Raw genomic sequence first — 12,667 nt, forward strand, 5'->3', positions numbered from 1 at the left:
AAGAATCAGGTCAAGCCCTCGGTCGGTTAGTACTCCTCGACTGCACTCGTTACCGAGCTTCCATCTAGAGCCTATCAACGGGTAGTCTACCCGAGACCTTACTGGCTTAATGCCATGAGAGCAATCATCTGGAGGTGGGCTTCCCACTTAGATGCTTTCAGCGGTTATCCGCTCCGCACATGGCTACCCTGCGTTTACCGTTGGCACGATAACAGGTACACCAGCGGTGCGTCCTTCCCGGTCCTCTCGTACTAAGGAAGGCTCCTCGCAATGCTCTTACGCCTACACCGGATATGGACCGAACTGTCTCACGACGTTCTGAACCCAGCTCACGTACCGCTTTAATGGGCGAACAGCCCAACCCTTGGGACCGACTTCAGCCCCAGGTTGCGATGAGCCGACATCGAGGTGCCAAACCTCCCCGTCGATGTGAACTCTTGGGGGAGATCAGCCTGTTATCCCTAGAGTAACTTTTATCCGTTGAGCGACGGCCCTTCCACGCGGTGCCGTCGGATCACTAAAGCCGACTTTCGTCCCTGTTCGACTTGTGGGTCTCACAGTCAAGCTCCCTTCTGCTTTTGCACTCTATCGTCCCATTTCCAACGGGACCGAGGGAACCTTTGCGCGCCTCCGTTACCTTTTAGGAGGCGACCGCCCCAGTCAAACTGCCCACCTGAAACTGTCTCCCGCCCCGATTAGGGGTCAGGGTTAGAATTCTAGCCTCGCCAGAGTGGTATCTCACCGTTAGCTCCACTCTCCCCACGAGGAGAGTTTCAAAGCTTCCCACCTATCCTGCGCAAGCGAAGCCCGAAGCCAATTCCAGGCTACAGTAAAGCTTCATAGGGTCTTTCTGTCCAGGTGCAGGTAGTCCGTATCTTCACAGACAATCCTATTTCGCCGAGTCTCTCTCCGAGACAGTGCCCAGATCGTTACGCCTTTCGTGCGGGTCGGAACTTACCCGACAAGGAATTTCGCTACCTTAGGACCGTTATAGTTACGGCCGCCGTTCACCGGGGCTTCGGTCGTCAGCTTCAGATTACTCCTGACCAACTTCCTTAACCTTCCGGCACTGGGCAGGCGTCAGCCTCCATACTGCGTCTTACGACTTGGCGGAGACCTGTGTTTTTGGTAAACAGTCGCCTGGGCCTATTCACTGCGACCCTCTTGCGAGGGTACCCCTTCTCCCGAAGTTACGGGGTCATTTTGCCGAGTTCCTTAGAGAGAGTTATCTCGCGCCCCTTAGTATTCTCTACTTCCCCACCTGTGTCGGTTTCGGGTACAGGCAATTAATGATTAACGTGGTTCGGGCTTTTCTAGGAAGCTTGATCAGCGCCACTTCCCTCCCGTGGGAGGTGGGACTCGCGTCTTAGCTCCTGGTGTTTTCACCACCTCTCATCGCCTCGACTGCTTGCACTGGTAACCAACATCCAGCTGACGTTGACCTTCTCCGTTCTCCGGCACAATCATTAATCGGTACGGGAATGTTAACCCGTTGTCCATCGACTACGCTTTTCAGCCTCGCCTTAGGTCCTGACTGACCCTCCGCGGACGAGCCTTGCGGAGGAAACCTTGGGGTTTCGGGGTGTGGGATTCTCACCCACATTTTCGCTACTTAAGCCGACATTCTCACTTCTATAGAGTCCACAGCTGCTTGCCGCTACTGCTTCACCCCCTATAGAACGCTCCCCTACCACTACAATGTAGTCCACAGCTTCGGTAGATAACTTAGCCCCGTTCATTTTCGGCGCAGGAGCGCTTGACCAGTGAGCTATTACGCACTCTTTTAAGGATTGCTGCTTCTAGGCAAACCTCCTGGTTGTCAATGCACTCCCACCTCCTTTCTCACTTAGTTATCATTTGGGGACCTTAGCTGGTGGTCTGGGCTGTTTCCCTCTTGACGATGAAGCTTATCCCCCACCGTCTCACTGGTAGTTTTTTTAGCCGTATTCAGAGTTTGCCTCGCCTTGGTACCGGTCTCCCAGCCCGCGGCGAAACAGTGCTTTACCCCGACTAAACTTCCACTACCGCTGCGCCTCAACACATTTCGGGGAGAACCAGCTAGCTCCGAGTTCGATTGGCATTTCACCCCTAACCACAGCTCATCCGCTAATTTTTCAACATTAGTCGGTTCGGACCTCCACTTGGTTTTACCCAAGCTTCATCCTGGCCATGGTTAGATCACCCGGGTTCGGGTCTACAAATTATGACTTTTCGCCCTGTTCAGACTCGCTTTCGCTGGGGCTGTGGGGTCTTCCCCTTCACCTGCCATAACCTGTAAGTCGCCGGCTCATTCTTCAACAGGCACACGGTCAGACGTTCAATCGTCCTCCCATTGCTTGTAGGCTAACGGTTTCATGTTCTATTTCACTCCCCTTCCGGGGTTCTTTTCACCTTTCCCTCGCGGTACTGTTTCTCTATCGGTCACACGGGAATATTTAGCCTTACCTCGTGGTCGAGGCAGATTCACACGGGATTTCACGTGCCCCATGCTACTCGGGATGCAGTTAAGCTGGTTCCTTTTTCGACTACAGGACTTTCACCTTCTCTGGTGCGGTTTTCAGCCGCTTCGTCTAAATTTCCCAGTCTTTTGTTACTGTCCCACGACCCCAAGTTCCGAAGAACTTGGTTTAGGCTGTTCCCTTTTCGCTCGCCGCTACTGGGGGAATCGCTGTTGCTTTCTTTTCCTCTGGCTACTAAGATGTTTCAGTTCACCAGGTTGGCTCGCTCCACCCTATGTATTCAGGTGGTCGTGTTTAGGGTTGCCCCATTCGGATATCTTCGGATCAATGCTTGCTTCCCGCTCCCCGAAGCGTTTCGTCGGTAACTACGTCCTTCTTCGCTTCCGTGTGCCTAGGTATCCACCGTTAGCCCTTATTAGCTTGACCTTGCGGTCTTCTTTTTTGGCTTTTTCACCTAGCTCTATGCAGTTTTCAAGGTTCCTCTGGACTCTGAACTCAGAGCCAGCATTCTCTCTTACTGTATAAGTAAGATAAGGTGCTGATTCGGAGCTTTTTTTCTTTGTTTTTGCCACCTGTGCAGGTGGGCCATCCTGGACTCGAACCAGGGACCTCACCCTTATCAGGGGTGCGCTCTAACCACCTGAGCTAATAGCCCTTGTTCCTGATTCAGGTCTTGTGTGAACCCAGAACCTAGTTTGAAAGCCAATTTCGCCTCGCTCCGACCTTTTGGGATTGATTCTTGGTTGGGACTACTTTTTTTTCGTCTCCCACCGGAATTAGGTCTCCCTTTAAGGAGGTGATCCAGCCACACCTTCCGGTACGGCTACCTTGTTACGACTTCACCCCAGTCACTAGCCCTGCCTTAGGCATCCCCCTCCTTGCGGTTGAGGTAATGACTTCGGGCGTGACCAGCTTCCATGGTGTGACGGGCGGTGTGTACAAGGCCCGGGAACGAATTCACCGCCGTATGCTGACCGGCGATTACTAGCGATTCCTCCTTCATGCAGGCGAGTTGCAGCCTGCAATCTGAACTGAGGCCGGGTTTGCTGGGATTCGCTGGCTCTCGCGAGTTCGCTGCCCTTTGTCCCGACCATTGTAGTACGTGTGTCGCCCAAGACGTAAGGGGCATGCTGACTTGACGTCATCCCCACCTTCCTCCGGTTTGTCACCGGCAGTCTCCTTAGAGTCCCCAACTTAATGCTGGCAACTAAGAACGAGGGTTGCGCTCGTTGCGGGACTTAACCCAACATCTCACGACACGAGCTGACGACAGCCATGCACCACCTGTGTTCGCGCTCCCGAAGGCACCCCCAGCTTTCACCAGGGTTCGCGACATGTCAAGTCTTGGTAAGGTTCTTCGCGTTGCATCGAATTAAACCACATACTCCACCGCTTGTGCGGGCCCCCGTCAATTCCTTTGAGTTTCACACTTGCGTGCGTACTCCCCAGGCGGGATACTTAACGCGTTAGCTTCGGCACGGCTCGGGTCGATACAAGCCACGCCTAGTATCCATCGTTTACGGCTAGGACTACAGGGGTATCTAATCCCTTTCGCTCCCCTAGCTTTCGTCCCTGAGTGTCAGATACAGCCCAGTAGCACGCTTTCGCCACCGATGTTCTTCCCAATCTCTACGCATTTCACCGCTACACTGGGAATTCCTGCTACCCCTACTGCTCTCTAGTCTGCCAGTTTCCACCGCCTTTAGGTCGTTAAGCAACCTGATTTGACGGCAGACTTGGCTGACCACCTGCGGACGCTTTACGCCCAATAATTCCGGATAACGCTTGCCTCCCCCGTATTACCGCGGCTGCTGGCACGGAGTTAGCCGAGGCTGATTCCTCAAGTACCGTCAGAACTTCTTCCTTGAGAAAAGAGGTTTACAATCCAAAGACCTTCCTCCCTCACGCGGCGTTGCTCCGTCAGGCTTTCGCCCATTGCGGAAAATTCCCCACTGCTGCCTCCCGTAGGAGTCTGGGCCGTGTCTCAGTCCCAGTGTGGCTGCTCATCCTCTCAGACCAGCTACTGATCGTCGCCTTGGTAGGCTCTTACCCCACCAACTAGCTAATCAGACGCAAGCTCTTCTCCAGGCCAATTAGGTTTCACCTTGCGGCACATCGGGTATTAGCAGTCGTTTCCAACTGTTGTCCCCGTCCTGAAGTTAGATTCTTACGCGTTACTCACCCGTCCGCCACTAGAATCCGAAGATTCCCGTTCGACTTGCATGTGTTAGGCACGCCGCCAGCGTTCATCCTGAGCCAGGATCAAACTCTCCATGATGAATCGTTTGATTCTTTTGACTTTTTTTCGTCTCCCCCTTGCGGGTTTGACTTTTTTGTTATAGAATTGCTTCTAAACGAGGCTTTTTTTGCTTGGCTTTCAAACTATTGTTTTGTCTAGGTTCCAGCGTCGTTTGTTTCGCTTCGCTTTCGCTTCGCTTCAACCGCGCATTTACCAATGTATCTAACTTCCCTAAGTTTGTCAACCCCTTTTGGCAAAATTTTTTGATCTTTTTTCTATCCCTTGCTCCGTAAGCCTTTCAGCCTTTAGGGGTTTTTGGTAGTCCCTTGCTCAGAACTGTCGGTGCAGCTAATTTAGTTTACTTGTACTAAATATTCCCTCAGCTTAATTTTTTCTCGATCGCTGGGTCGATTTTGGGGTATGGTTCCTTGAGAATCTATTTTCTGATCGGAAAGCCCTCATGTCTCGCCGCGCTGCTTTACAATCCTATTTACTGGTGCGTTTACTCCTAGCTCCCTTGATGTTATGGACGATCGTGACGGTGGTTTTTCTACTGATGCGTGTGGCCCCTGGTGATCCCACGGATGCGATTTTAGGCAACCGCGCTCCCGAAAGTGCCAAAAATGCCCTAAGAGAACAGTTAGGACTGAATAAACCCCTATTTTTCCAGTACCTAGACTATATTTTTCACCTAATGCGTCTCAACTTAGGAGACTCTTTAACCAGTAAGGGGGTGACGGTATGGGAGATTATCGCTAAACATTTTCCAGCGACGGTGGAACTAACTTTTTATGGAATGCTAATTGCGGTGATAGTGGGAGTCGGATTGGGAATTATCACCGCTTCCCGTCCGAATACTCCCTTAGATGCGGGGGGACGTTTATTTGGACTGATAACCTATTCCTTGCCGATTTTTTGGGTGGGAATGCTCTTACAGCTAATTTTTGCGGTACAGTTGCGCTGGTTTCCCTTGGGGACTCGTTTTCCTTTGAGTGAGACTCCACCCCAGACAATTACAGGTTTATACACCCTTGATAGTCTGATGACTCTACAACTAGATAAGTTGCCCACAGCTTTGTATTATCTAGCCTTACCTAGTTTTACTCTCGGCATTCTCTTGAGTGGGATTTTTGAACGGATGGTGCGAGTTAATCTGAAACAAACTTTGCAAGCGGACTATGTAGATGCGGCCAAAGCGAGAGGAATACCAGAAAAAACGATTATGATCGCCCATGCGCTGAAAAATGCCCTAATTCCCGTAATTACTGTCTTAGGATTAACTTTTGCGGCTCTTTTAGGGGGTGCAGTCTTGACGGAAGTTACTTTTTCTTGGCCGGGTTTGGGAAATCAGTTATATCGAGCGATTTCTCTGCGGGATTACCCAACAGTGCAGGGATTAATGGCTTTTTTTGCGACAATAGTGGTTTTTGCCAGTATTTTTATCGATCTAATCAATGCTTACATTGATCCTCGCATCCGTTATTAATCAGGGAGAGGGAATTATGAAGTGGGGAAGTGGGGAAGTGGGGAGTTTGAGCATTTGTGCTAAAATCCCAATAGGCAGCTTAAAGACAGTACAGCTTGAGATGAGACAACAGCCGTGAAATTGATGTCACAGCTAATAAAAAATGGATCAGGATTGCTTTTTATCTCTAGGTTGTTGTTAGGTGATTGCGGACTGATTAATAATGGTTGAATGTTAATCGGCTTTTCCTTTTAGGGAGACGAAATCGGGCCTATGGGAATTACTATTGTCACCATTTTGCGGGGGATGAAAAGGATTTCTCACTTCGGGGGGAGTGGGTAAACCCTGTTTCATTTCTGCCACTTTTAAGAGGATCAAATACTCATAAAAAGCTTGCAAAGTACACCAAGCAAAACCAGCTTTACCATCGAGAATTCCCGCCAAGATAAAATACATATAAAACCAACGAAGCAAGGGACGAAAAGGCAATCGTAGAGATAAATCTTTTAAAGCTCTCCGTCTATCTACTTCGGTTTCACCAAAAAATAATTTTTTCCAACTAACACCACCGTTAGCCAACTGATGTAGGGTTTCTGCCGCTTCATCGGTAGAGTAACGATTATGTTTTTCAATCCAACGACTTAAACCTTTACTACAGGTATAGTGGGGATAGGTTTCTTCTAAAAAAGAGGTTTTTCCTCGACATTCTTCCCTTTCCGTGTGACCATAATCGCTAAACCAGACTTGATCTTTTCTAAATAGACGCATTTGATAACGGGGATACTGGGTGCTGCGACGGATCCAAGTTCCCATAAACATAACTCTTTCGGCCACATAAAAACCAGTAAATTCTTTCTGTTGAGTGGCGCGCAGACATTCTGCGTAGAGTTGGGGTGTCATCCTTTCATCTGCTTCGAGAATATAAACCCAGTCGTATTTAGTCTCGATATTTTCTAACATCCAAGTTCTTTGTTTACCATGACTCTCGAATTGATGCTGAATCACGCGCACTGGATAACGAGAAGCGATCTCTACTGTGCGATCGCTACTGTAGGAGTCAACCACAATCACATCATCGGATAGAAGTGCCGATTCCACACAGGCGGCAATATCAATTTCTTCGTTATGGGTGAGAATGTAAATGGAAAACATAGATATAGTATGGTGTTTGATTATACGAAACTCGATCGGGTAGTAGTCCTATTGTGTACCGGAAAAAGCGGAATGAAAACCAGTTCATAGAAGAGATTTTCTCAAAACTATCAGACTGCGCTCATTCTATCCTCGATCGCCATTTTGTCAATATTCCTTAAGTATTACTTGAAAAATTCGGTTCTTCGTTACTTGGTATGGTTCGATAGGGGGGCATAAATCGACTAAATCCTTATCTGGCAAGAGACTTAATTGATTAGTTCGCTCTAGAAAAAAACAATTAACAAAAATCGCTAAATGCCTTTCTATATAAGGGTTCCATCCCTTATAACTCCCGTCCATTGCATAACACAAACCGAAGAGCCAAAAATTCTTTACCTGAGCTTGTAGCGACCGGCAATGAGCTATTCCCCACCATGAGATAATAGACGGTGCTTTATGTCTCCAGTAATTTTCGATGACTGCTGTTTCCGAGTGTTTTCGTTCTCTCCGTTCCCAGGGGAATTGTGCCTTAATTCCCTTTATTACTGCTGGTGATCCCGATTTGTCCACTACTGCCCAAGCTTTACGCATTTTAGACCGGGCAGGGGCCGATCTGATCGAGTTGGGGGTTCCCTATTCCGATCCTCTTGCGGATGGTCCGGTTATTCAAGCGGCGGCCACCCGCGCTTTAAATCGGGGTGTCAAGTTGGAAGATGTGCTAGAAATCGTCAAAAATGCTCAGGGAGAGGTGAAAGCTCCCATTATTCTCTTTACTTACTATAATCCCATCTATCATCGCGGGATAGATGTCTTTTTAGACCAAATAAAAGCAGCCGGGGTGAGTGGTTTGGTGGTTCCCGATTTACCCCTAGAGGAAGCGGCAAGTCTGCTGCAACCGGCTGCCGCTAAGGGAATTGAAGTGATTTTATTGGTAGCACCTACCAGTCCCCCGGAACGAATACAAGCGATCGCCCTGCAATCCCAAGGTTTTATTTATTTGGTTAGTGTCACGGGAGTGACGGGAATGCGGAACCAAGTAGCCACCAGAGTGGAGGAATTGCTCGATTCTATCCGTTCTGTCACCGATAAACCCGTGGGGGTAGGATTTGGCATTTCTGACCCGACACAGGCGCTACAGGTGAAAAAATGGGGTGCTGATGCGGTAATTGTCGGCAGTGCCATGGTTAAACGTCTAGCCGATAATTCCCCGGCGATGGGTTAAAATCCCTCGAAGAATTCTGCCGCAGTTTAAAACAGGCGATTCAGTAAGGGATAAGGAGTTAGCAGCTACGGATTAGATCGAGCGTTTATGTCTTCTCGTTCTGAATTCGTTCAATTTCATCTAGCGCTTTTTTCGCCCGGAATACAGCCCGGAGATAGGCGATCTGGCTCTCCCACGCCGATCGGGGTAGAATGGGGGGGATAGGGTTCGGGTTCTCGTTCATCGAAAAAATGGGTCTGAAACCCCGCCCTTTAGCGATAGCGGAGGGCGGCTTTATACAAGTTAGTGAGAAACAATTAAACCGTTAGAACGACGAATTAACTGAATCTTGCTAACAGCTATTTGTCCCAATCGTTGACCATTGGTATCGCTTACAGATAGCTGTTTTTCGGTATCTCCACTAACATAACCAATTCCTTTGGGAGAAGAAACTAAATCTCCTTTACGGAACCCATGTCTTGTGGTAGAGCCACCATATTTACGTCGTTTACCACCCTTAGAAAAAACCATCAGGTGAAGTTGACGACGACTAATAGGAGGACGTTTGATGACAGCGAAGGGAGCGTTCGTTACTTTAACAGAACCCTTCCAATCATATCCATGTCCATTAGAAGTGTGGAATGGCAAATAATCTAAAAATTGAAAACAGGCAAGAGCAATTCCATCGTTAGCATGACTTTCGGGTGATTGTTCTGCTTTATTTTTAGACTTTTCTAGTCGCAAATGTTTTCTGAGATTAGAGGTTTGCCAACCAAAGCGAGTATGGACTGTTGCCAATTGAGACAGTTGCTCAATAGCCCATTTTTGTCCAACCATAACCGGCGAGAAACCTTTTCCAGACTTAGCCCCTTTTCTACCAGAAGTTAAATCAACATCGGCTTTGATGTACTCAAAATAAATATCGGTAATTGGATAGATTTTGGTTAGTTCGGAAACGACTCGAAGTTCAAGTTGACGATTAGCTCTGATTGAGGGAGCTAATTTTCCTTGTCTTCTATTTAAGAATCGTTTTTGTCGATGCGCTCTTAGATTAAAAGGAAGTTGGCGGTTAATCCGTCTTCCTCTACGTCCTCTTCGCATTAAGCAGCGATTGTCCATGCGCTCTTTTACTCGTTTAAAAGGAAGTTCTAAGTGAGCCTTCCAAAGAGTAAAAAGAGAGGATTGAACGCCAATTCCAGAGAATAATTTACCCGGGTCAATACCAATAGCAATCGGTTGGGTTTTGTTATCGGAAGGTTCATCGGTTAGCTGGACATAGAAAATATCTAAGTCGTTGAATTTACCGATAGCTTTTCCTTCCTTAATCCACCGCCTGGCCCGACTGGGTTTAGTGGGCATCAACGGTTTTCCGTCTTTTGAAATAACAGGAACTCTTGCCATGGAGATAATCCTTAAGAGTAAAGTTAAAGTCCCTTACCGCAACACAATCAAGATGTCTTGTCTAACAACGCTTTACCAATAAAGCTTAGAGGTAATCCGAACTAGGGAAGTATTCGGAAGTCTGTGCCAGATTGTGTCTCGATGCGGTAGTCTCTACTTGCGTCGCCTAAATTGGTCTAGGCAAGCCCCGTCCCTTTTAGGGCGGGGTTAGTGACGGTTAGATTGTGGGGGTGAGTACGGGGGTTTTGTTTTGCCAGCTTTCCGGCCATTGGATCGCGTCGGCACTGAAGGCGAGGGGATCATTGGCTAGGGGAGAATGGAAGGGTTCTTCTACCAGCGCAAATTGGCCGTTATCGAAGGGAATTCCGGCTGCGGGGCGATCGAGGTAGAATCTCTCTCGGATTCCCTTCTCCGCTTGTTTTAAGGCCCGGTGGTGACAGTAGGGATTGTTCCCCGGCGATCGAAGAAAACATGAGCCGTCCAACTACAACCACCTCGGCAGAGTTCGGCGAACTCGCAGGTTTTACAGAATCCCCAGAGGTGATCGGTTCCCTTCGGGGTTCCCGCGCCGAGGTTGAAGCGCAGTTCTTCGGCCTCTTCGATAATCTGGCGCAGGGAGCGATCGCGGATATTGCCCCCGGTATAGGCTGCGGTGGGAAGGGAGGGACAGCCTTTGATTGCTCCGTCGGCCTCGATTCCCAGTGCCGCCAGTCCGGCACTACACCCCTGCCAGAATGTCCATGCGTCCCCTCCCCGCAATAAACGTTCGTAGGGGCCGTAATAGCCGATATTGTTGCCCGGTTGTACGTCTATCCCCTCCCGTCGCGCTCGCTCGGTGACACGGGCGAGCATCGGGTATAGTTCTAGGAGTTCGTAGGGTTGCAGGAGAATTTCCGAATTATCGGCCGCGTTACCCATCGGGACGGTTAACTGGATCCGCCATGCAAATACGCCCGCATCGCGGATTTTTTCGTAGATTCGGGGAAATTCGGGGGCGGAAAGGCGATTGATCTGGGTATTGCAACCGAAGGGGATACCGGCTTGTTTGAGGTGGCCCATGGTGCGGAAAGCCCATTGCCACGAACCGGGTTTCCCCCGCAGGCGATCGTGGGTAGTTTCTAACCCGTCCACGGAGACGGAGACAACTTTGATCCCCGCGTCTTTCATCTTTTGGGCGGTGTCGAGGGTGATGCCGTAGCCGCCGGTGGTGACACCGCAGATCATGCCCGCGTCGGTAATCGCCCGGGCGATATCGAGCCAGTCGGGACGGAGGAAGGCTTCTCCCCCGATCAGGGTAACTTCTTTGATGCCCACTTCGGCCAGTTGACGGACGAGATCGAGGGCTTCTTCGGTGGTAAGTTCGTGGCTACGGGTATGGCCGGCGCGGGAACCGCAATGCTGACAGGCGAGGTTACATTTTAGGGTGATTTCCCAGACGGCGTAGCTGATGCGACGGTATTCGGTCATGGGCTTGTCTATAGATAACTACTAGGCTGAAGTGGAAGAACACTTCCGTACGGTGGTTGTGGTTCAGGTTTATTAACTCCTTCACCACCAAAGATAGCTTTAATATCCTCTTCAGTCAGGGATTTTAGTTCTTCATCGTTGGCGATTTCTTTTAAAATCAGAGAATAGTCACCAAGATTATTCTCTAAGTTAGAACTTTTACACTTCTCTTGTTCACAAGACATTACGAGACTCCTATTTTACGAGAAAATACAAAAATCAATCCAGACAAAGACACGGAGCCATGCTCTAGCTTTATAGAAGATATTTCTAAAAATCTTCGAGACTAGAAACTAAGTATCGCTTATCAATTTTAAAAGAGATATGGCTCTTCGGTTTGTGTTATGCAATGGACGGGGGTTATCAGGGATGGAACCCTTATATAGAAAGGCATTGAGCGATTTTTGTCAATTGTTTTTGCTCTAGAGCGAACTAATCAATTAAGTCTTTTGCCAGATAAGGATTTAGTCGATTTATGCCCCCCTATCGAACCATACCAAGTAACGAAGAACCAGAGATATTTAAAGCTTTGACAAGAAATATAGTGTTTCTCAACAAAAAACTGAGTCCTCAAAACTGTTTTTCATCAATAAAATTGCGGAAAAACTCTATTATTGCGAGAAACACTATGCCCTTTTCAAAACTATATCTCGATATAGCCGAATTCGATATCAGAATCCTGTATCGAATTGACTATTTTTGTTCGGGGGCAGGACAGGGAACAGGAACAGGAACAGGGAGCATCTCATTTATGCAAGTGAGTAATTATACTTATCCATAAAACTGGTTTCTAGCAAGGCTTTCAAAATAGCTTGACATAAAAACCTGATTTAGGGGTTACAAAGGTGAGATGCTCCCCAGTAACCAGGAACAGGCTGTGGATTAGGTTTTTTAGAATTGACATGGAGGTGGAGGTGGAGGTGGTGGGCAGGGGCAGCAACAACAACCGCCTACCACTTGACGTAAAGTTTTAAAAGCGGTGATGCTTTCTGGACTGTCGTTAGCGGCATCGGTGCGAAACTCGATAATTTCGTCAGTCACCGTGTTTTTGATCTCGTTGATTTTGATGTTAGCCATGAGATGTATTCTCCAAATTTTCGCTCAATGAATGAATCAAATTATTGATTCAGGAAAACAATAACAATTTTTCAACATCAGATCAACTATCAAAATCGAACAAAAAAAAGATAATTGAGTTATTTATGTTCTTTTTGAAAGACTGTTTTTTGCGAAAACATCATCAAAACCGATTAAACAACGGG

General features: G+C 48.2%; 7 protein-coding genes, 1 tRNA gene, 2 rRNA genes and 1 pseudogene. 2 read left to right on the forward strand and 9 right to left on the reverse strand.

Translation table 11 applies throughout. From position 1 onward, the window contains the following. Positions 1-6: 6 nt before the first annotated feature. The 3 genes from VL20_RS23180 to VL20_RS23190 form a co-directional block, all read right to left on the reverse strand. Positions 7-2,885: ribosomal RNA gene (locus VL20_RS23180) — 23S ribosomal RNA — on the reverse strand. Between the two features lie 155 nt (positions 2,886-3,040). Continuing rightward, positions 3,041-3,114, reverse strand: a tRNA-Ile gene (locus VL20_RS23185). A 134-nt stretch (positions 3,115-3,248) separates the two neighbouring features. After that, positions 3,249-4,737 (reverse strand): 16S ribosomal RNA (locus VL20_RS23190). Together the 16S and 23S rRNA genes with 1 tRNA gene alongside form the textbook arrangement of a ribosomal RNA operon. 421 nt (positions 4,738-5,158) lie before the next feature. Here VL20_RS23190 and VL20_RS23195 point away from each other — a divergent pair. Then, positions 5,159-6,184 carry an ABC transporter permease gene (locus VL20_RS23195; RefSeq protein WP_052277654.1) on the forward strand — a complete coding sequence of 342 codons (1,026 nt, stop codon included), beginning with the start codon at positions 5,159-5,161 and terminating at the stop codon, positions 6,182-6,184. 213 nt (positions 6,185-6,397) lie between these two features. Here VL20_RS23195 and VL20_RS23200 read toward each other — a convergent pair whose 3' ends face one another. After that, positions 6,398-7,315: a glycosyltransferase family 2 protein gene (locus tag VL20_RS23200; RefSeq protein WP_052277957.1), complete on the reverse strand. Its 918-nt coding sequence runs from the start codon at positions 7,313-7,315 to the stop codon at positions 6,398-6,400. Between the two features lie 457 nt (positions 7,316-7,772). On the opposite strand from VL20_RS23200, the pseudogene trpA reads away from it, so the two are divergent. Then, a pseudogene (trpA, locus tag VL20_RS23210) lies at positions 7,773-8,566 on the forward strand (tryptophan synthase subunit alpha). A gap of 235 nt (positions 8,567-8,801) precedes the next feature. Here trpA and VL20_RS23215 read toward each other — a convergent pair. The 5 genes from VL20_RS23215 to VL20_RS30195 all read right to left on the reverse strand — a co-directional run bounded on the left by VL20_RS23215 (position 8,802) and on the right by VL20_RS30195 (position 12,482). After that, the gene (locus VL20_RS23215; RefSeq protein ID WP_052277959.1) at positions 8,802-9,899 is read right to left on the reverse strand and encodes an RRXRR domain-containing protein; all 1,098 of its coding nucleotides are present in this window, start codon (positions 9,897-9,899) and stop codon (positions 8,802-8,804) included. Positions 9,900-10,116: 217 nt separating this feature from the next. Further along, on the reverse strand, positions 10,117-10,383 hold the full coding sequence (locus VL20_RS33235; protein ID WP_284525899.1) for a hypothetical protein: 267 nt from the start codon (positions 10,381-10,383) through the stop codon (positions 10,117-10,119). Continuing rightward, complete coding sequence (locus VL20_RS23220) at positions 10,320-11,366, reverse strand: radical SAM/SPASM domain-containing protein (RefSeq protein ID WP_284525900.1); 1,047 nt, start codon at positions 11,364-11,366, stop codon at positions 10,320-10,322. The genes VL20_RS33235 and VL20_RS23220 overlap by 64 nt, the downstream gene beginning before the upstream one ends. Positions 11,367-11,374: 8 nt before the next feature. Continuing rightward, complete coding sequence (locus tag VL20_RS23225; RefSeq protein WP_052277960.1) at positions 11,375-11,590, reverse strand: hypothetical protein; 216 nt, start codon at positions 11,588-11,590, stop codon at positions 11,375-11,377. A gap of 706 nt (positions 11,591-12,296) precedes the next feature. Beyond that, positions 12,297-12,482 (reverse strand): hypothetical protein, encoded by a 186-nt coding sequence (locus VL20_RS30195; protein WP_128575284.1) that lies wholly within the window; start codon positions 12,480-12,482, stop codon positions 12,297-12,299. Positions 12,483-12,667 lie beyond the last annotated feature (185 nt).

The organism is Microcystis panniformis FACHB-1757, from assembly GCF_001264245.1.
GTDB classification, from domain to species: Bacteria; Cyanobacteriota; Cyanobacteriia; order Cyanobacteriales; family Microcystaceae; genus Microcystis; species Microcystis panniformis.